The 19084-nt window shown below is 67.9% G+C and carries 19 protein-coding genes and 1 pseudogene; 16 read left to right on the top strand and 4 right to left on the bottom strand.

The genetic code is table 11. The features are described 5' to 3' along the window. Positions 1-225: 225 nt before the first annotated feature. From KO481_RS43275 to KO481_RS24290, 4 genes and pseudogenes are all read left to right on the top strand, one after another. A pseudogene (locus KO481_RS43275) lies at positions 226-2337 on the top strand (MFS transporter); the annotation flags it as partial. A gap of 36 nt (positions 2338-2373) precedes the next feature. Then, positions 2374-3012 carry an MSCRAMM family protein gene (locus tag KO481_RS44860; protein ID WP_372452126.1) on the top strand — a complete coding sequence of 213 codons (639 nt, stop codon included), beginning with the start codon at positions 2374-2376 and terminating at the stop codon, positions 3010-3012. A 195-nt stretch (positions 3013-3207) separates the two neighbouring features. Next, the gene (locus KO481_RS24295) at positions 3208-3645 is read left to right on the top strand and encodes a MarR family winged helix-turn-helix transcriptional regulator (RefSeq protein ID WP_215919983.1); all 438 of its coding nucleotides are present in this window, start codon (positions 3208-3210) and stop codon (positions 3643-3645) included. Between the two features lie 89 nt (positions 3646-3734). Further along, positions 3735-4709, top strand: coding sequence for an aldo/keto reductase (locus KO481_RS24290; protein WP_215919981.1), 975 nt, complete (start codon positions 3735-3737; stop codon positions 4707-4709). Positions 4710-4723: 14 nt separating this feature from the next. On the opposite strand, the gene KO481_RS24285 is transcribed toward KO481_RS24290, so the two are convergent. The 3 genes from KO481_RS24285 to KO481_RS24275 all read right to left on the bottom strand — a co-directional run bounded on the left by KO481_RS24285 (position 4724) and on the right by KO481_RS24275 (position 6004). Continuing rightward, positions 4724-5125 carry a hypothetical protein gene (locus KO481_RS24285; RefSeq protein ID WP_215919979.1) on the bottom strand — a complete coding sequence of 134 codons (402 nt, stop codon included), beginning with the start codon at positions 5123-5125 and terminating at the stop codon, positions 4724-4726. Positions 5126-5266: 141 nt separating this feature from the next. Beyond that, on the bottom strand, positions 5267-5440 hold the full coding sequence (locus KO481_RS24280; protein WP_215919977.1) for a hypothetical protein: 174 nt from the start codon (positions 5438-5440) through the stop codon (positions 5267-5269). 258 nt (positions 5441-5698) lie between these two features. Further along, entirely contained in the window at positions 5699-6004 is a 306-nt protein-coding gene (locus KO481_RS24275) for a hypothetical protein (RefSeq protein ID WP_215919975.1), read from the bottom strand. A 500-nt stretch (positions 6005-6504) separates the two neighbouring features. Between KO481_RS24275 and KO481_RS24270 the strand changes: the two genes are divergently transcribed. The 3 genes from KO481_RS24270 (at position 6505) to KO481_RS24260 (ending at position 9460) form a co-directional block, all read left to right on the top strand. Continuing rightward, positions 6505-6738, top strand: coding sequence for a DUF397 domain-containing protein (locus tag KO481_RS24270; RefSeq protein WP_215919973.1), 234 nt, complete (start codon positions 6505-6507; stop codon positions 6736-6738). A gap of 45 nt (positions 6739-6783) precedes the next feature. Beyond that, positions 6784-7680 carry a Sco1979 family transcriptional regulator gene (locus KO481_RS24265; protein ID WP_245401425.1) on the top strand — a complete coding sequence of 299 codons (897 nt, stop codon included), beginning with the start codon at positions 6784-6786 and terminating at the stop codon, positions 7678-7680. A 943-nt stretch (positions 7681-8623) separates the two neighbouring features. Beyond that, positions 8624-9460, top strand: coding sequence for an SAM-dependent methyltransferase (locus tag KO481_RS24260; RefSeq protein ID WP_215919971.1), 837 nt, complete (start codon positions 8624-8626; stop codon positions 9458-9460). Between the two features lie 304 nt (positions 9461-9764). Here the strand turns inward: KO481_RS24260 and KO481_RS24255 are convergent, their stop codons facing one another. After that, positions 9765-10193 carry a CBS domain-containing protein gene (locus tag KO481_RS24255; RefSeq protein WP_215919969.1) on the bottom strand — a complete coding sequence of 143 codons (429 nt, stop codon included), beginning with the start codon at positions 10191-10193 and terminating at the stop codon, positions 9765-9767. A 166-nt stretch (positions 10194-10359) separates the two neighbouring features. Between KO481_RS24255 and KO481_RS24250 the strand changes: the two genes are divergently transcribed. From KO481_RS24250 to KO481_RS24210, 9 genes are all read left to right on the top strand, one after another. Further along, complete coding sequence (locus KO481_RS24250; protein WP_372452113.1) at positions 10360-10770, top strand: Rv3143 family two-component system response regulator; 411 nt, start codon at positions 10360-10362, stop codon at positions 10768-10770. 331 nt (positions 10771-11101) lie between these two features. Next, positions 11102-11482, top strand: coding sequence for an NADH-quinone oxidoreductase subunit A (locus KO481_RS24245; protein ID WP_215919967.1), 381 nt, complete (start codon positions 11102-11104; stop codon positions 11480-11482). 109 nt (positions 11483-11591) lie between these two features. Further along, the gene (locus tag KO481_RS24240; RefSeq protein ID WP_215919965.1) at positions 11592-12146 is read left to right on the top strand and encodes a NuoB/complex I 20 kDa subunit family protein; all 555 of its coding nucleotides are present in this window, start codon (positions 11592-11594) and stop codon (positions 12144-12146) included. Further along, on the top strand, positions 12143-12913 hold the full coding sequence (locus KO481_RS24235; RefSeq protein WP_215919963.1) for an NADH-quinone oxidoreductase subunit C: 771 nt from the start codon (positions 12143-12145) through the stop codon (positions 12911-12913). The genes KO481_RS24240 and KO481_RS24235 overlap by 4 nt, the downstream gene beginning before the upstream one ends. A 178-nt stretch (positions 12914-13091) precedes the next feature. After that, entirely contained in the window at positions 13092-14420 is a 1329-nt protein-coding gene (nuoD, locus tag KO481_RS24230) for an NADH dehydrogenase (quinone) subunit D (RefSeq protein ID WP_215919961.1), read from the top strand. Continuing rightward, positions 14417-15151, top strand: a complete 735-nt coding sequence (gene nuoE / locus KO481_RS24225; RefSeq protein ID WP_215919959.1) for an NADH-quinone oxidoreductase subunit NuoE — start codon at positions 14417-14419, stop codon at positions 15149-15151. Before nuoD ends, nuoE begins: the two co-directional genes overlap by 4 nt. Further along, positions 15148-16458, top strand: a complete 1311-nt coding sequence (gene nuoF / locus KO481_RS24220) for an NADH-quinone oxidoreductase subunit NuoF (RefSeq protein WP_215919957.1) — start codon at positions 15148-15150, stop codon at positions 16456-16458. The genes nuoE and nuoF overlap by 4 nt, the downstream gene beginning before the upstream one ends. Continuing rightward, complete coding sequence (locus KO481_RS24215; RefSeq protein ID WP_215919955.1) at positions 16455-18950, top strand: NADH-quinone oxidoreductase subunit G; 2496 nt, start codon at positions 16455-16457, stop codon at positions 18948-18950. The genes nuoF and KO481_RS24215 overlap by 4 nt, the downstream gene beginning before the upstream one ends. Then, the gene (locus tag KO481_RS24210; RefSeq protein WP_215919953.1) at positions 18943-19080 is read left to right on the top strand and encodes a hypothetical protein; all 138 of its coding nucleotides are present in this window, start codon (positions 18943-18945) and stop codon (positions 19078-19080) included. The genes KO481_RS24215 and KO481_RS24210 overlap by 8 nt, the downstream gene beginning before the upstream one ends. Positions 19081-19084: the final 4 nt, after the last annotated feature.

Genomic DNA, 19084 nt, shown 5'->3' with positions numbered 1-19084 from the left:
CCGCGCCAACGCGGTGCACCTCGACGCTATTCCCGGCGCCGACCCCCTATTCGGGGTGGGCAGGATCGCGGCGTCCAGAGCGCTCTCGTGGACCGGCTAACACGCCCGCGCGTATTCCCGCCCGCGATGTGACAAATTCCCCATCCCCAGGATTTAGTTAGTTAGCATATTGCAACTATATTGGATCAAGCATTGTTCAGATCGCGTACTTCGGGGAGAGGGACCTTGGCTTCCGCACAAACACCCGCCGACCTGGACGTCGGTGACGTCCAGACGATCCGCCGGCGCCTGCGCGTCGACCGCGATCACCCGCATTACAAGTGGGTGGCGCTGTCGAACACCACGCTCGGGATGCTGATGGTCACCATCAACTCCTCGATCGTGATCATCTCGCTGCCCGCGATCTTCCGGGGCATCCACCTCAACCCGCTCGAGCCCGCCAACGTCAGCTACCTGCTGTGGCTGCTGATGGGCTTCCTGCTCACCTCCGCGGTACTCGTGGTCATGTTCGGCCGCCTCGGCGACATGTACGGCCGCGTGAAGATCTACAACGCCGGCTTCGTCGTCTTCACGGTCTCCGCGATAGCGCTCTCATTCGACCCGTTCGACGTCGGGGGCGGCGCGATATGGCTCATCGCCTGGCGCGTCATCCAGGGCGTCGGTGGCGCGATGCTCATGGCCAACTCCGCGGCCATCCTCACCGACGCCTTCCCGGCCAAACAGCGCGGCGTCGCGCTGGGCATCAACTCCGTTGCCGCCGTTGCCGGTTCGTTCATCGGCCTGCTCGTCGGCGGCCTGCTGGCCGAATGGGACTGGAAGGCGGTGTTCTGGGTCAGCGTGCCGTTCGGCATCATCGGCACCATCTGGTCCTACCGCTCCCTGCACGACAACGGCCAGCGCACGCCCGGCTCGATCGACATCCCCGGCACCGTCGCGTTCGCGGTGGGCCTCACGGCCCTGCTGACCGGAATCAACTACGGCATCCAGCCCTACGGCAACTCCAAGACCGGCTGGACGAACCCGTGGGTGCTGAGCGCGGTGATCGGCGGAATCGTGGTGCTGATCGCGTTCTGCTTCATCGAGATCTACTCCAAGCAGCCCATGTTCAACATGAAGCTGTTCCGCAACAAGACCTTCGCGCTGGGCAACTTCGCGAGCCTGATGGCCTCCGTCAGCCGCGGCGGCATGCAGTTCATGCTCATCATCTGGCTGCAGGGCATCTGGCTTCCGTTGCACGGCTTCAACTTCGAGGACACCCCGCTGTGGGCGGGCATCTACATGCTGCCGCTGACCATCGGCTTCCTTGTCGCGGGCCCGGTCTCTGGCTGGCTGTCGGACCGGTACGGCGGGCGCGTCTTCGCCGCGGGTGGCCTACTGCTGGCCGCGATCACCTTCGTGCTGCTGGTGATTCTGCCGGTCGACTTCAACTACTGGGTCTTCGCGGTCGTCATCCTGCTCAACGGCCTCGGCACGGGCATCTTCACCTCGCCCAACACCGCCGAGATCATGTCCGCGGTCCCGGCCTCGCAGCGCGGCGTCGCCTCGGGCATGCGCGGGACGCTGATGAACGGCGGCATGGCGCTGTCGATCGGCGTGTTTTTCTCCCTGATGATCGCCGGGCTGTCCAACACCCTTCCCGGAGCGATGAATTCGGGCCTGCTCGCGCAGGGCGTGCCCGGCGAGGCCGCGAGCCAGCTGGCGAACATGCCGCCCGTCGGCAGCCTGTTCGCCACCTTCCTCGGGTACAACCCGTTCAAGGAGCTGCTGGGACCGAAGATCCTCAATGCCCCCGGCGTCAACGGCGACACCATCACCGGGCAGTCGTTCTTCCCGCACCTGATCTCCGGTCCGTTCCACACCGGGCTGGTCGCGGTCTTCATCGCCGCCGCGGTGATGATGTTGCTGGGCTCGATCGCATCCTGGTTCGCCAAGAGCGACTACGTCGCGGACGAGGCGGCCGAGCTCGCCGAGGCCACCCGCGAGGGTATGGGCGACGACATCGACCGCACGCTGGTCGCCGCCACCGCGAACACCGGCACGGCCAACGCCGCCGCGGCGACCACCCGCCTGCCCGCGCCGACCGTCCGGCCACTGGCCGCGGAGGGACGCACGGTCAGCGGCCGGATCACCCACGCGGACGGCAGCGCCGTCCCCGGGGCGGCACTGACGCTGATCGACCAACGCGGACACCAGGTTTCGCGGGCGGGCGGCAGCATCACCGGCGACTTCGTCCTGGAGCCGCCCGCGCCGGGCAGCTACGTGCTGATCGTCTCGGCGGGCGGTCATCAGCCCGCGGCGGTCAACCTCGTGGTCGCCGGCCACCCCCAGCGCCTGGACATCCCGTTGCAGGGCTCGGGCGAGCTGTCGGGCATCGTGCACACCGTGGACACCCGCCCGGTGGCCGACGCCACCATCACCCTCACCGATATGCGCGGCGAGGTCGTGGGAGCCGCGGTCTCCGGCGCCGACGGCGGCTACAGCTGCCAGGGCGTGGTGTCGGGCGTGTACACGCTGGTCGCCGTGGCCGAACACATGCGGCCGAGCGCCATCACCCTGACGGTGCCCGACAGCGGACAGCTCCGGCACGACATCGAGCTGGCCCCGATGGCGGTGCTCACCGGCACGATCCGCGGGGCCGGCGGGCGGGCCGTGGCCGATGCGCAGGTCGTCGTGCACGACGCCAGCGGCGCGGTGCTGGGTTCCGCCCGCACCGACGAGGACGGCCGGTACCGGGTGAGTGGTCTGTCCGAGGGCAATTACACGGTCGTGGCCAGCGGCTACCCGCCGGTGACGAGCCGGGTCGTCGTCGCGGGCGGCCAGATCGGGCACGATCTGCGGCTCGGGTACGAGGGCGCGCACGAACCGAACGGCAACGGGTACAACGGCAACGGCGTGCACAGCGCCGCCGTGGGCAACGGCCTGCACGGTCACGGCTCGCACGGCAATCAGGTGAACGGCAACGGCCACAACGGAAACGGCCTCACCGCCCGGCACGCCGCCGACACCGAATAACAGAACACCCGAACCACGAACCTGGGCGGCGGCACGAACGGCCGCCGCCCAGGTTCGTGAGATCCCCCGGTAGCCGGAACGAGACACCACCGGGCCACGGCGCCGGACCGATGCCACGGCGGGCATACTTGCTGCCAAGGACGATGCCGCACGGGGACCGATTGGCCGGATGATTCAGCGAGGAGACAGCACCCGATGATGCAGCAGCGCAGCGCCGATCGCCTCGCCGAGGCCGCGGACATCTACGTGGCCGTCGGCCGGATCACCAGACTGCTGCGCCGCGCCGGGGATCTCGGCTCGCTCAGCACGGGCTCGGCGGCGGCGCTGGCCACCCTGGTGCGCTCGGGGCCGATGCGGCTGGGCGATCTGGCCGGCATCGAACGTGTCAGCGCGCCGACGATGTCGCGCATCGTCACGGTGCTCGAGAAGGCCGGATACGTCGAGCGCAGCCCCGATCCGATCGACGGCCGGGCCCAGGTCCTGTCCGCGACCGCACCCGCCACCGATCTGGTCAACGGCCTCACCTCCGCGCGCATCCAGCGCTTCGCCCAGGCACTGGACACCCTCGACGACGACGAACGCCGCTCCCTGGCAACCACTCTCACCAAGGTCGTGGACCTGCTCGACGAGTAGCCCGGCTTGACCTGGAGTGCACTCCAGGTCGTAGCGTCGGATCCGGCGGGCGCGGCCCGCCCTCGAATTGCGGCGTTAGGGAGGGTTCCATGATCGCGACCAGGAAGCTCGGCGAGCTGACCGTCGGCGCGCAGGGGCTGGGTTGCATGGGCATGAGTCATGCCTACGGGGTGCGTGACAACGACGACGAGTCGATCGCGACGATTCACCGGGCGCTCGATCTCGGGGTCACCCTGCTCGACACCGCCGACGTCTACGGCCCGGAGACGAACGAGAAGCTCGTGGGCCGGGCCATCGCGGGGCGCCGTGATCAGGTGGTGCTTGCTACCAAGTTCGGCATCGTGTTCGACGAGACCGGCCAGCGGGCCCGCGGCGACGCCGCATACGTCAAGCAGTGCTGCGACCGGTCGCTGGCCCGGCTCGGCGTCGATCACATCGACCTGTACTACCAGCACCGCGTCGACCCGAACGTCCCGATCGAGGAGACCTGGGGCGCGCTGGCAGAGCTGGCAGCCGCGGGCAAGATCCGCTACGCCGGCATCTCCGAAGCGTCGGCGGAGACGATCCGGCGCGCCCACGCGGTGTACCCGGTGACAGCGCTGCAGAGCGAATGGTCGCTGTGGACCCGCGGCATCGAGGACGAGGTGCTGCCGACATGCCGCGAGCTGGGCATCGGCATCGTGCCATTCTCCCCGCTGGGGCGGGGGATGCTCACCGGAACCATCACCTCGCCCGCGGATCTGCCCGGCGACGACATGCGCCGTGCCATGCCCCGCTTCGCCGACGACAACTTCGAGCGCAATCTGGCCATCGTCACCGAGCTGCGCACACTCGCCGACGAGAAGGGCCTGACGGCGGGGCAGCTGGCGCTGGCCTGGGTGCAGAGCCGCGGCGAGGACGTCGTCCCGATTCCGGGCACCAAGCGCCGCACCTACCTCGAGCAGAACATTGCCGCGGCCGAGATCACCCTCACCGCGGCGGATCTCGCCCGGATCGAGGAGGCGGCCAAGGACGTCGCGGGCGCCCGCTACCCCGAGCAGTTCGCGCGGAACGTCGGAAAGTAGCGCGGCGGTGTGTCCTAGTGTGCCGCTGACACTTTCAGCACAATCGGTGTCTGTGCGGTAACCGAGGTGCCCGGCGCGGGCGTCTCCGCCGTCACCGTCCACGGTTTCGTCATCGCCTTCGCATCGTGCATGACGTCGGTGCCGTCGGCGGCGGTGATCGAGGTGATGTCGTAGCACAGGGCCGCGCCGACCACCGTGTCGCCGAGGGGCTTTCCGCGGAAGTCCGGCAGCTTCTGCGGCCACGCCTGGGACCCGCACTGCTCCCCCGCGGACTGCGCGGAGCTCGGCGCGGCCGCCGAACTGGTCGCCGCCGAACTCGGGGCCGCGGTGGAGCCGTGCGATCCCCCCGACGACCCGCACGCGCCACAGGCGAGGGCGGCGGCCAGGGTAGTCACGGCCATCACGGTGCGGCGCATAGGTTTTCCTTCACGGTCGGGGGCCGGAGCTGCCGGCCGTCGTCGCGGTGCGCCACCGACCTTAATACGGGCCGTCACCGCCGCACCGGGCGGACCGCGCGAGGGGGCCGAATGCGCTGCGGGCCAGCGAATTTGCCGCGGTTACAGGTCCGCCTCGCTCAACGCCGCGTGCATGATCGCATTGGCCGTCGCCGCCAGCACCCGCGCGGCAGTGGTCTTGCCCGATGCTGGGAACCCCCACAGCACCACCACCCCGGCACCGTCGAGCCGACCTACGCACTGCTGTAGCGCCGACGTCGTCGCTGGTGACAGCACACGGGCGTACGAGAAGATGCAGCAGTCCATCCAACCCGTGGCCTAGAGTCCAGCAACCCGACTCCACGGAACCTGGGGTACATCAAAGTCTCCCGACTCGCCGGGGTGGCTCAGTCTCGGGCCGTCCCGGACTCGGCATTGTGCATCCGTGACGGCGCGTGAGCGGTAGAGTGTTCGAAAGCTGGTGTGCAGCAGTGCACTCCGCTACTGCGTATTGGATTGATCGTCAGCGCACTCGGCCACCGAGGCTGCAGGTAACTACTGCGACGCTGTACTGGTGTCGAACAGAGTCGTCCAGAACTCGTGTTGTACAGCGTTCCACAGGTCCTGATGCTGTGGCAGCACCTCACGGGCGTCGGCGAGATCCAGCGAGCGAATGTCCCCGGCGAAGACGATGGTCCCCGGTTGCGCGAGGGGTAGTAGTTTGCCGGGCCATTCGACCGCGGGACTGGAGTCGCCGAGCAGCATTACGCGCTGTATCCACGGACGGTGGCGAATCAGCCGCCAGTCCGCCATTTTCCTGCCATCGGCAGTTGTGGTCGTGCGCAGGCCGTTTCGCTTCATTACCGCCCTCTTTGTCGTTGGCAGTTCCCGATGCCGGGGGACATGACACCCCGGCATCGGGAAGGTTCGAGCGCCCAGGAGTAGACCGGAGCGGTTGCTCGGGCGGTCATCGTCGAGTCCGGCGCGCCGGACGAAATATGGTCCGGATTCCGTTCTCCGGCAGCGGGTTCGGCCAGCGCGCTATCCGTCATCGCTTGAAGCACGGGGGCATTCGCTCTGTAAGCGGCGACCGGCACGGGGCCACTCAGGGCAGGTGGTGCGTCGATCGCTCGTTCAACGAGGCTTCTCATGCTCGTTTCCTCCTGTCGCGGAACGCAATCGACTGCCTGCGGTACAGGCCTTGATGGGGCGATTTCAGTTGCCGGACAGTGTTTCAGACACGCGACGCAGATGCAACGGCACCTGCAGATGGACCTGCAGGCGCAGATCTATCTGCACGTGCGTTTGCAGGTACAGTGGTAGTGGAGTCCCAGGAATCGGCAGGAAGTGTGTGGAGTGTGATGTCCGAAAGAACTGCCCCGCGCACGCCGACCCAGGACGAGATCGACTGGCGGAAGAGCTCATATAGCGGTCCGCACGGCAATTGTGTTGAGTTGGCACGCTTTTCCCCCGACCAAGTGGTAATGCGAAACTCCCGGGACCCCGATGGGCCGGTGTTGACCTGCACCCGTGCGGAATTCGCTGCGCTGGTACGAGGCATCAAGGAAGGCGGCTTCGATGGCCTGATGCTGTAGGGTGTCCGCGGTGGTGCACCAACAGGGCTGCAGATTCTGTACAGCATGGGAGTCGATTCGATGACAGGCGGTGCGGTAAGTCACCCCTCCGCCGAACGCGGTCCAACCGTTTTGCGGATCGCGCTCGGTGGCCAATTGCGCAAGCTCCGCGAAGAACGCGAGATCAGTCGCCAGGCCGCCGGGGATGCGCTACGCGCATCGGAAACCAAGATCACTCGACTCGAGCTGGGCCAGACCGGATTCAAAGAACGCGACGTGCACGACCTACTCACGCTGTACGGGGTGGACGATGCCGACGAGCGCGATCGTTTCCTCGGCCTGGCTCGCCAGGCCAGCCGACCCGGGTGGTGGCACCGCTACACCGACCTACTGCCCTCCTGGTTCGAGACCTACGTCGGTCTGGAACAGGCCGCCTTCGGTATCCGTATCTACGAAACCCAATACATCCCAGGCCTTTTCCAGACCGCGGACTACGCCCGATATATCTTCGGCCTGGACTCGCGAGAAGAAGCGCAACGTCTGGTCGACATGCGGATGCGCCGACAGCGCATACTCACCCGCGAACCGAACCCGCCGAGGGTGTGGGCCGTGATCGACGAGCATGTGCTTTGCAGACAACCACCCGACCCGCGAGTGGCCCGCGATCAACTGCGACATCTGCTGAAGCTGATCGAACTGCCCAACGTCACCGTGCAGGTACTCCCCGAGACCGCCGGCCCCACTCCCGCCGAAGGCGGCTCGTTCACTATGCTGCGCTTCCCCGAACCGGAGCTGCCCGACATCGTCTACCTCGAACAACTCACCAGCGCACTCTATCTCGACAAGAGACAGGACCTGCTGCGCTACCGGAACCTGATGGACACCCTGTGTGCGGCCTACGCCCAACCGCCCGAACAGACCGCTACCTTCCTCCAAACGCTGCTCGACGCCCAGCCCTCTTAACTTATCGCTGATGCGTAGGGGGCTTGCGCTGGGATTGCTGGATGGGCCTGCGTGTCGGGGCCGAGCAAGCGGGACCTCCCGGTAGCAAAGGGTTTTCCGGATCACCGCGCCCTCGAGAGGTCCCGTTACGTCGTTGTACTCCTGCGCTGCGGACGTTGGCAGCGAAATCGCCGGCATCGGTTGCGGGTGTGTGGCCTGCCGGTTCGGTTTTCCGTCGCCGCACGGTCGCGATTGCAGCTCGATCCAGGTCGGGCGGCGCGGTGGTCGGTGATATGCCGGCACAGCGGCAGGAAGGTGTGCGCGCTGGTCCGGGACAGGGGGTCGCTGCCGGTGGTCGGGCGGGAACCGGTGCGCCGGTTCTCGTGGCGGCGTGGTCCTCGGCATCGGTCAGGGTTGCATTACCTGGTCAGCACGGGCCGCTACCACGGGTACGAGTCGTTAGCCGAGGCCCGGCTATTGTCGATGCTGGACTTCGTCGGCCAGGTGAGCGATGCGCTAACGCAGCCACTGCGATTGCGTTACTTGACTGATGCCGGCGCGGTGAATCACGTCCCGGAATTCTGGCCTGCACGACTGACGTGGGAGCGGGTGACCTCGCGCAAGTGGTTGTAGCGGGTGGCCCACTGTCCGAGAAACGGCCTGGCGCAACCGAAGTGGACGTAGATGCTCGCTGGTGGGCGGGGATGGACGCGGCTGTCTTGCGTCGAGCAGAACGGTCAGCCAGTGGCGGGCCGGGGAAGCCGGGCGGGAGATCGCTTGTGACACGGTCGATCCAGGAGCGGATCGCCGGGGCCGGATCGCGTCGAGCACCCCCAATACACGGCCTGACCACATAAGCGGTGTGTTTACGCACCGCCGACGGTAGGGTGGCTGTGTTGCACCGTTTGTCGCACATGAATCACCCCTTGCGTCAAGAGTTTTCGGAGAAGAAAGGCAGCTGCGGATGTCCGCCGACCGCGATTTCCACCCCTCGGGGGTCGACCTGCGCACCGACCAGGCCCACAGCGCCAGGATTTACGACTGGTTCATCGGCGGTAAAGACAATTACGAGGCCGACCAGGCTGCCGGCGCCGAGATAGAAAAGGTCTACCCGACTGTGCGGGCCGCAGCGCTGGCGAACCGGCACTTCATGCACCGCGCGGTCCGCCACATCGCCCAGGCAGGAGTCCGGCAGTTCCTCGACATCGGCACCGGGCTGCCCACCGAGCCGAACCTGCACCGGGTCGCCCAGGCCGTCACACCGGACGCGCGGGTGGTCTACACCGACAACGACCCGCTGGTGCTGACACATTCGCGGGCGCTGATGACCGGCACAAACGAAGGGCGGGTGAGCTACATTTCCGCCGACGTCACCGACCCGCAGTCGATCCTCGACGCCGCGGAACTGCGCGACACACTCGACTTTTCCGAACCGATCGCGTTGAGCATGATCGCGCTGCTGCACTTTGTCACCGACGAGCACGCCTACCCCGCAGTGCGCACCCTGGTCGACGCGCTGCCGCCGGGCTCGTATCTGATTCTGTCCCATGCCGCGGCAGACCTGAATCCGGAACAATCCGCCCGCTTGGCGCAGGCGTACCACGCCAGCGGCGTCCCCATGGAGCTGCGCGACCGCGAACAGGTATTGCGATTGTTCGACGGGCTCGACTTCCTCGAGCCCGGCTTCACCACACCGCACCGCTGGCGACCGGACCCGGCCGACATCGGCCTGTCCGACCAAGCTCTCGCCGACCGCGACCGCGACGTCATGCAGCACGCCGCGGTGGCGCGAAAACCCTGATCCACTGAACACAACAAAGACAACCGCGCCCAGCCCGGTCGGGCATGCTCGGGCGGGCATGCGGGCTTTCTTCATTACGTCGTTTCGCGAACAGTCAACTGCTCGATCGATCGACGGCTGGCTCAGCCCTGAGATCGTGCGCGGGCGTTGCGCGAACAACCCCAGCGTGCCGACCTGCTCCCCGCCCTGGCGCATCGGGATCCCGCCCGCGGGCCGGGCCGCGGCGGAGCGGGCGGGGCGAGGCTCACCTCGTTCACGGGATGCGATGTCCCGCAACGTATCTCCCCGGATCCCCCGGCCTTCGTCAGCCGTGCAGGTACTGGACCAGATGTTCGCGCTCGGTCTGCAACTCCGATATGGCGCTCTTGACCACGTCCCCGATGCTCACGATGCCGACCATCCGCCCGTTGACCACCACCGGCAGGTGGCGGATCCGATGCTCGGTCATCGTCGAGCGCAGGGTCTCGGCACGGTCGTCGGGCGAGCAGGTGTGCACCACCATCGTCATGATCTCGGACACCGGCCGGTCCAGCAGGTCGGCACCGACGCGGTGCAGGCGCCGCACGACGTCGCGCTCGGAGACGATGCCGTCGAGCGTGAGACCGTCCGCGGATACCACTACCGCGCCGACATTGTGCTCGGCCAGCACCCCCAGTAGTTCACGCACCGTGGCCCCCGGCCTGATCGTGACCACGTCGCTGCCCTTCGCGCGTAGAATCTCCGAAATTCGCATAGCGCCACCGTCCATCGTCGCCGTCCCCGGATATCCAGCATCCCGCGTTTTCCCTCGGGTGACCAGCATCGATTCGCTTGGTGACGATCAACGTCCCGCTTGTGGAAACACCGATTCCACGTGAACCTGCCACGCGCGGGCCCGGTGCGGACGTACCATCGCCCACGTGGCCGATGCGAACCGTCCCGCCGTGCTGCGGGTTCTCGTGTACAGCAGCGATTCCGACACCCGCCGCCAGGTGATGCTGGCGCTGGGCACTCGTCCGCACCCGGAGCTGCCGCCCCTGGAGTACCTGGAGGTGGCCACCGCGCCGGTGGTCGTCGAGCAGCTCGACGCGGGCGGCATCGATCTGGCCATCCTCGACGGCGAGTCCGCCCCGACCGGCGGCATGGGCGTGGCCAAGCAGCTCAAGGACGAGGTCTCCGACTGCCCGCCGATCGTGGTGCTGACCGGCCGCCCGGACGACGCCTGGCTGGCGAACTGGTCGCGGGCCGAGGCCGCGGTGCCGCATCCGATCGATCCGTTCGAACTTACCCAGGCCGTGGTCGCGCTGCTGCGGAACACACAGGCCGCCTGACTCCGAACTGCTGCGAAGCCCCCTTCCGTTCACGGAAGGGGGCTTCGCCGTTTCATCGTCCCGATTACGCCGGTTCGGTAATAAGTGACAGTTCTGAATTCGATCAAACGCAGCCGCCAAACCGCTGGTATTGAGAAGGAACGGTTGTAAGCTGTGCCCTAGCTCACATGAGTGCGGGCGTTGGTATCAGTACCCGTCCACGTCAGGTCCCCTTACGCCCGCGCCCACGCCCGAGCGCGCCCACGGGGGCGAGACTGGCCCGGCAGACGACGATGTCAGCCCCGCCTCGGCTGCTGCCGTCCGAGGACACCGAAAAAGGGGTTGTGCAGTTGTGAATAATGAGGTTCCCACACTCGTTCTCGGCGCGGTCGCCGCGGCCTTCGGGCTCGGCTCGATCCTGCTCGCCGCCCTGGTCGGTCCCAAACGTCTCAACAAGGCCAAACTCGAGGCCTACGAATGCGGTATCGAGCCGACGCCGCACGCGGTCGCCGGTGGTCCCGGAAACGCTGCCGGACAACGCTTTCCGGTCAAGTACTACCTCACCGCGATGCTGTTCATCATCTTCGACATCGAGATCGTCTTCCTGTATCCGTGGGCGGTCCACTTCGATGCGCTCGGTGTGTTCGGCCTGGTCGCGATGGCGCTGTTCATCTTCAACGTCTCGGTCGCCTATGCCTACGAGTGGCGGCGCGGCGGACTGAGCTGGGACTGATCCGGTACCGGGAGCATTACCGCCGCGTATACAACGCCCCAGAGCACAGCGCCGGACCTCCGGGTCCGGCGGGAATCTCAACGAGCACGGGAAGTGAGTCGGTCTTCAGATGGGTCTCGAGGAAAAATTGCCCAGCGGCTTCCTGCTCAGCACGGTCGAGCAGTTCGCCGGATACATGCGCAAGGGTTCGCTGTGGCCGGCGACATTCGGCCTGGCCTGCTGCGCAATAGAAATGATGGCCACGGGCGCGGGCCGGTTCGACAGCGCCCGATTCGGGATGGAGGTCTTCCGCGCCTCACCCCGGCAGGCCGATCTGATGATCGTGGCCGGGCGCGTCAGCCAGAAGATGGCGCCGGTGCTGCGCCAGGTGTACGACCAGATGACCGAGCCGAAATGGGTGCTGGCCATGGGGGTCTGCGCCTCCTCGGGCGGCATGTTCAACAACTACGCGATCGTGCAGGGCGTGGATCACGTTGTGCCCGTGGACATCTACCTCCCGGGCTGCCCGCCCCGGCCGGAGATGCTGCTGCACGCGATTCTGAAGCTGCACGAGAAGATCCAGGAGATGCCCCTCGGTGTCGACCGCGAGGAGGCCATCCGGGCCGCGGAGCAGGCCGCGCTGGAGTACACCCCCACCATCCAGCTGAAGGGGCTGTTGCGATGACATTCGACTCCCCCGCCACCCAGGGCCCACCGGAGGTTGCGGTGACCGAAGATCCAGCCAGCACAGCGCAATCCGGCGGCAAGCCGGAGCAGGCCGAGCCGACCGCGCCCGTGCAGGAGGTGATCGGCGTGCGCCACGGCATGTTCGGCGTCAGCGGCACCGGCGACACCTCCGGGTACGGCCGCCTGATCCGCACGCTGAGCCTGCCCGGCAGCACGCCCCCGCCCTACGGCGGCTACTTCGACGAGGTGGTCACCGCCCTGGCAAGGGCCCTGTCCGACACCGTGTTCGCCGCCGCGATCGAGAAGATCGTGGTGGACCGCGACGAGCTGACCCTGCACGTGCGCCGCGAGCACCTGCCAGTCGTCGCCCGGACCCTGCGCGACGATCAGGACCTGCGGTTCGAGCTGTGCCTGGGCGTCAGCGGCGCGCACTACCCCGCCGACACCGGACGCGAACTGCACGCGCTCTACCACCTGCTCTCGATCACCCACAACCGCCGTGTGCGCGTGGAGGTCTCGGCGCCCGACGCCGATCCCCACATCCCGTCGCTGTATTCGGTGTATCCCACGACCGACTGGCACGAGCGCGAGACCTACGACTTCTTCGGCATCCTGTTCGACGGTCATCCGTCGCTGACCCGCATCATGATGCCCGACGACTGGCGCGGACACCCCCAGCGCAAGGACTACCCGCTCGGCGGGATCCCGGTCGAGTACAAGGGCGCGCGCATCCCGCCGCCCGACCAGCGCAGGACGTACCACTGATGAACGGGACAGACCCTTGGCACGACCACTCGGCACGACACAGCCGGGCGCGCGGCTGCATCGTCGAAGCCCGACCAGCGCAGGACGTACCACTGATGAACGGGACAGACACTCGGCACGACACAGCCGGGCGCGCGGCTGCATCGTCGAAGCCTGACCAGCGGAGGACGTACCACTGATGAACGAGACAGACACCAAACGCGAAACAGGTTCCTCCCCAACCGAATCCACTGTCACCGTCGTGGGGCAGGACTGGGACGACGTGCGCCAGGCCCTCGACGGCGCCGCCGAAGAACGCATCGTGGTCAACATGGGCCCGCAGCACCCCTCGACGCATGGTGTGCTGCGGCTGATCCTGGAGATCGAAGGCGAGACGGTCACCGAGGCCCGCTGCGGCATCGGCTATCTGCACACGGGCATCGAGAAGAACCTCGAATACCGCACCTGGGTGCAGGGCACCACCTTCGTCACCCGCATGGACTACCTCTCCCCGTTCTTCAACGAGACCGCCTACTGCCTGGCGGTGGAGAAGCTGCTGGGCATCACCGAGGCGATTCCCGAGCGGGTCACCGTGATCCGCGTGATGCTGATGGAACTCAACCGGATCTCCTCGCATCTGGTGGCGCTGGCCACCGGCGGCATGGAGCTGGGCGCACTGACTCCCATGCTGTTCGGATTCCGTGAGCGCGAACTGATTCTGGACGTCTTCGAGACCATTACCGGTCTGCGCATGAACCACGCCTACATCCGCCCCGGCGGCCTGGCCCAGGATCTGCCCGACGACGGCGTGGCCAAGGTGCGAGACCTGTTGGCGCTCATGCCCAAACGCCTGCGCGATATGGAGCTGCTGCTTAACCAGAACCCGATCTGGAAGGCCCGCACCCGCGGCGTCGGCTACCTGGACCTGGCCGGGTGCATGGCCCTGGGCATCACCGGCCCGGTGCTGCGCTCCACCGGCCTGCCACACGATCTGCGCAAGTCCCAGCCCTACTGCGGTTACGAGACATACGAATTCGACGTCATGACCGACACCGGCTGCGACTGCTACGGCCGCTACCTCATCCGCGTGAACGAGATGAAGGAGTCGCTCAAGATCGTCGAGCAGTGCCTGGACAAGCTGCGACCCGGCCCGGTCATGGTGGAGGACAGGAAGATCGCCTGGCCCGCGGACCTGAAGCTGGGACCGGACGGCCTGGGCAACTCCCCCGAGTACATCGGCCACATCATGGGCACCTCGATGGAGGGCCTGATCCACCACTTCAAGCTGGTCACCGAGGGGCTGCGGGTGCCGCCCGGGCAGGTGTACACCTCGGTGGAATCCCCGCGCGGGGAGCTCGGCGTGCACATGGTCAGCGACGGGGGTACCCGGCCCTACCGGGTGCACTATCGCGACCCCTCGTTCACGAATCTGCAGGCCGTGGCGGCGATGTGCGAGGGCGGCATGGTCGCCGACGTGATCGCCGCCGTGGCGAGTATCGACCCGGTGATGGGTGGTGTTGATCGATGACGGAAATCCTGTTGAAGCTCTCCACGCGGCCGATTCCGTATCCGGCCGAGGTGCACGACCGGCTCGAGGCCGACGCGAAGCAGATCATCGACTGCTATCCGCAGTCGCGCTCGGCGCTGCTGCCGCTGCTGCACCTGGTGCAGAGCGTCGAGGGGTACGTTTCGGGCACCGGCATCGGATTCTGCGCCGAGCAGCTGGGCCTGACCGATGCCGAGGTCACCGCCGTGGCCACCTTCTACTCCATGTACCGCAGCACCCCGACCGGCGACTACCACGTCGGGGTGTGCACCAACACGCTGTGCGCGATCCTGGGCGGCGACGAGATCCTGGCCGCGCTGAAGGCCCACCTGGGTATCGGGCACGGGGAGACCACCGCCGACGGCAGCATCACCCTCGAGCACATCGAGTGCAACGCCGCCTGCGACTACGCGCCGGTCGTCATGGTGAACTGGGAGTTCTTCGACAACCAGACCCCCGAATCCGCACGCGCACTGGCGGATTCGCTGCGCAACGGCGAACCGGTGATCGGCAGCCGCAGCGGGATACCGCTGTGCACCTTCCGCGAGACCGCCCGCGTGCTGGCCGGCTTCCCGGACGAGCGTCCCGGGGTCACCGACGGCGAGACGGGCGCGGCCACCCTGGCCGGACTGCACGTCGCCCGCACCACCGCGGTGCCCGAACAGCCACTGCACCGGCATGATTCGCGCTTCGACGACGGGAGCGACCGGTGACTCTCGCTCCCGTGCTCACCCGCTACTGGGACGAGCCGCAGTCGTGGACCCTGGACACCTACCGCCGCCACGACGGATATCTCGCACTGCCCAAGGCACTGCGCATGCATCCGGACGAGGTCATCTCCACCGTCAAGGATTCCGGGCTGCGCGGCCGCGGCGGCGCCGGCTTCCCGACGGGTATGAAATGGGGCTTCATCCCGCAGGATTCCGGCAAACCGCACTACCTCGTGGTCAACGCCGACGAGTCGGAACCCGGTACCTGCAAGGACATTCCGCTCATGCTGGCCACCCCGCACGTGCTGATCGAGGGCGTGATCATCGCGGCCTACGCGATCCGCGCCTCGCACGCGTTCATCTACGTACGCGGCGAGGTGCTGCCGGTGCTGCGGCGGCTGCAGGCCGCGGTCGCCGAGGCCTATGCCGCCGGCTATCTCGGCCACAACATTCTCGGCTCCCACTACGACCTGGAACTGATCGTGCACGCCGGGGCCGGGGCGTACATCTGCGGCGAGGAGACCGCGCTGCTGGATTCGCTCGAGGGCCGCCGCGGCCAGCCCCGGCTGCGACCGCCGTTCCCAGCCGTCGCAGGCCTGTACGCCAGCCCGACGGTGGTCAACAACGTGGAATCCATTGCCAGCGTGCCCCCGATCATCCTCAACGGCATCGACTGGTTCCGGTCGATGGGCTCGGAGCGCTCGCCCGGATTCACCCTCTACTCGCTGTCCGGGCACATCGCCCGGCCCGGGCAATACGAGGCGCCACTGGGTATTACGCTGCGCGAGCTGCTCGGCTACGCGGGCGGCGTGCGCGCCGGGCACACCCTGAAGTTCTGGACCCCGGGAGGATCGTCCACTCCGCTGCTCACGGCCGAACACCTCGACGTCCCGCTGGACTACGAAAACGTGGCCGCCGCGGGATCCATGCTGGGCACCAAGGCATTACAGATCTTCGACGACACCACCTGCGTTGTGCGCGCGGTGCTGCGCTGGACCGAGTTCTATGCCCACGAATCCTGCGGCAAATGCACGCCGTGCCGCGAGGGCACCTACTGGCTCGTGCAACTGCTCGAGCGACTCGAACACGGGCAGGGCACCGAGGCCGACCTCGACAAGCTCCTCGACATCGCCGACAACATCAACGGCAAGTCGTTCTGCGCGCTCGGCGACGGCGCGGCGAGCCCGATCTTCTCCTCGTTGCAGTACTTCCGCGACGAATACGAGCGGCACCTGCGCGAGGGGCGCTGTCCGTTCGATCCGGCCCGCTCGACCGCCTGGGCGGTCACCGCACAAGGAGGCGCGCGATGACCGCCACGGTTTCCTCGGGTACCAGCGACGGGGTGACCCCCGCGGACATGGTCACCGTCACTATCGACGACACCACCCTCAGTGTGCCGACGGGCACGCTGATCATTCGCGCCGCCGAACTCGTCGGCATCCAGGTCCCTCGATTCTGTGACCATCCCCTGCTCGACCCGGTCGGCGCCTGCCGCCAATGCCTCGTCGAGGTGGAGGGGCAGCGAAAGCCGGTGGCCTCCTGCACGATGACAGTCACCGACGGCATGGTCGTGCGGACCCAGCTCACCTCCCCCACGGCGCAGAAGGGGCAGGAGGGGGTGATGGAGCTGCTGCTCATCAACCACCCGCTCGACTGCCCGGTGTGCGACAAGGGCGGGGAGTGCCCGCTGCAGAACCAGGCGATGTCCAACGGGCGCGCCGAGTCCCGCTTCGACGGCGTCAAACGCACGTACCCCAAACCGATTCCGCTGTCCTCAGCCGTGCTGCTGGACCGCGAGCGCTGCGTGCTGTGCGCCCGCTGCACCCGCTTCTCCCAGCAGGTCGCCGGCGATCCGTTCATCGAACTGATGGATCGCGGTGCGCTGCAACAGGTCGGCATCGCCGACGGCGAACCCCTGGATTCCTACTTCTCGGGCAATACCGTGCAGATCTGCCCGGTCGGCGCGCTCACCGGCACCGCCTACCGGTTCCGGGCCCGGCCCTTCGACCTGGTATCGAGCCCGGCGGTGTGCGAGCACTGCGCCTCGGGCTGCGCCCAGCGCACCGATCACCGGCGTGGAAAGGTGTTGCGGCGCTTGGCCGGTGACGACCCGCAGGTCAACGAGGAATGGAACTGCGACAAGGGCCGCTGGGCCTTCGCCTACGCCGGCGAGCCCGACCGGATCACCACCCCGATGGTCCGCGGCTGGGACGGCGAACTGACCCCCGCCTCCTGGTCCGAGGCCCTCGCGCGCGCCGCCGAGGGGCTGGCTGCCGCGCGCGGCAACGCGGGGGTGCTGGTCGGCGGGCGCGCCACCCTCGAGGACGCCTACGCCTACGCCAAGTTCGCCCGCATCGCCCTGGGCACCAACGACATCGACTTCCGCGCCCGCCCCCATTCGGAGGAGGAGGCCGAATTCCTCGCCGCCCGGATCGCCGGGCAGGGCATGCCGGTCGACTACGCCGCCCTCGAGGCCGCCCCGGTGGTGTTGCTCGCCGGATTCGAGCCCGAGGAGGAGTCCCCGATCGTCTACCTGAGACTGCGCAAGGCCGCCCGGAAACGGGGGCTGGCGGTGTATTCGCTGGCCGCGCACGCCAGCCGCGGGCTGGAACGCATGTCCGGCACGCTGCTGACCACGGTGCCGGGCGCCGAGGCGCATCTGCTGGAAACCCTTCGCACGGGCGTGGATACCGGCCTGGAGCAGGCCGGTATCGACCTGGACGACGAGGGCGGCCGGGCCGCCGCCGCCCGGCTGGCCCACCTGCTGCGCGAACCCGGCGCGGTGATCCTGGCCGGCGAGCGCCTGGCGACCGCGCCCGGCGCGCTGTCGGCCGCGGTCCGCCTGGCCGACGACACCGGCGCGGCCCTGGCGTGGGTGCCGCGCCGGGCCGGCGAGCGCGGGGCCGTCGAGGCCGGTGCGTTGCCGGGCCTGCTGCCCGGTGGCCGCCCGATCGTGGATTCCCATGCGCGGCAGCAGATCAAGACAGCGTGGGATGTGGACGAGCTGCCCGTGGATACCGGGCGTGACACCGCGGCGATCCTGGCCGCCGCGTCCACGCTCGGGGCGCTGGTCGTCGGCGGTGTCGAGATCGGCGACCTGCCCGATCCCACCGCGGCCCGGGCCGCCATCGACGCCGCCCGCTTCGTGGTCAGCCTGGAGCTGCGGCGCAGCGAGGTCACCGACCACGCCGACGTGGTGTTCCCGGTAGCCACCGCCTCGGAGAAGTCCGGCACCTTCCTGACCTGGGAGGGCCGCGCGCGGGAATTCGATGCGGCACTCGGCGATTCGACCGTCCGCAGGCAGGCCGCGCCGCTGGCCGATCACCGCGTCCTGCACGCCATCGCCGAGGAGATGCGCGTGCCGCTGCGGCTGCCCGACATCGCCTCGGCCCGTGCGGAACTGGCCGCGCTCGGCGCCTGGGACGGCCCGGCGGCGACCGGCCCCGACGCGCTGCCCGAACCGCTGCCGCAGCCCCCGGCGGGCAGCGCGATCCTGGCCGGCTGGCGGATGCTCATCGACCGTGGCCGCCTGCAGGACGGCGAGGAGAATCTCGCCGCCACCGCTCGCCGGCCGGTCGTGCGCCTGTCGCACGACACCGCGGCCGAAATCGGCGCCAGCACCGGCGATCCGGTGCACGTGAGCACCGACCACGGCCACATCACGCTGCCCCTCGAGGTGACCGAGATGCCCGACCGGGTCGTCTGGCTGCCGCTGAATTCGCCCGGATCGGTTGTGTACCAACAGCTTTCTACCACTCCGGGACATGTCGTGCGCATCCGGCGGGAGGACCACCGTGAGTGAGCTCATCCCCATCACCCCGGCGCGTATGCGGCCGGGATCCGGAACCGGCTCGGTCGCAACAGATTCCGGCCAGCAGCATGCCGGAATGACGGAACTGTCCCGCCCGAGCATCGAGGAGGTGCTGTCGTGAGTGA

The organism is Nocardia albiluteola, assembly GCF_018860155.1.
GTDB classification, from domain to species: domain Bacteria; phylum Actinomycetota; class Actinomycetes; order Mycobacteriales; family Mycobacteriaceae; genus Nocardia; species Nocardia albiluteola.
Note: the sequence above shows the minus strand (reverse complement) of the source record. Positions and strands in the feature narration are given on the sequence as shown.

Bases quoted from the DNA above. Each gene is read 5' to 3' on its own strand.
- KO481_RS24295 (WP_215919983.1), top strand. From the start codon at position 3,208: ATGATGCAGCAGCGCAGCGCCGATCGCCTCGCCGAGGCCGCGGACATC.
- KO481_RS24290 (WP_215919981.1), top strand. From the start codon at position 3,735: ATGATCGCGACCAGGAAGCTCGGCGAGCTGACCGTCGGCGCGCAGGGG.
- KO481_RS24285 (WP_215919979.1), bottom strand. From the start codon at position 5,125: ATGCGCCGCACCGTGATGGCCGTGACTACCCTGGCCGCCGCCCTCGCC.
- KO481_RS24275 (WP_215919975.1), bottom strand. From the start codon at position 6,004: ATGAAGCGAAACGGCCTGCGCACGACCACAACTGCCGATGGCAGGAAA.
- KO481_RS24270 (WP_215919973.1), top strand. From the start codon at position 6,505: ATGTCCGAAAGAACTGCCCCGCGCACGCCGACCCAGGACGAGATCGAC.
- KO481_RS24265 (WP_245401425.1), top strand. From the start codon at position 6,784: ATGGGAGTCGATTCGATGACAGGCGGTGCGGTAAGTCACCCCTCCGCC.
- KO481_RS24260 (WP_215919971.1), top strand. From the start codon at position 8,624: ATGTCCGCCGACCGCGATTTCCACCCCTCGGGGGTCGACCTGCGCACC.
- KO481_RS24255 (WP_215919969.1), bottom strand. From the start codon at position 10,193: ATGCGAATTTCGGAGATTCTACGCGCGAAGGGCAGCGACGTGGTCACG.
- KO481_RS24240 (WP_215919965.1), top strand. From the start codon at position 11,592: ATGGGTCTCGAGGAAAAATTGCCCAGCGGCTTCCTGCTCAGCACGGTC.
- KO481_RS24235 (WP_215919963.1), top strand. From the start codon at position 12,143: ATGACATTCGACTCCCCCGCCACCCAGGGCCCACCGGAGGTTGCGGTG.
- nuoD (WP_215919961.1), top strand. From the start codon at position 13,092: ATGAACGAGACAGACACCAAACGCGAAACAGGTTCCTCCCCAACCGAA.
- nuoE (WP_215919959.1), top strand. From the start codon at position 14,417: ATGACGGAAATCCTGTTGAAGCTCTCCACGCGGCCGATTCCGTATCCG.
- KO481_RS24215 (WP_215919955.1), top strand. From the start codon at position 16,455: ATGACCGCCACGGTTTCCTCGGGTACCAGCGACGGGGTGACCCCCGCG.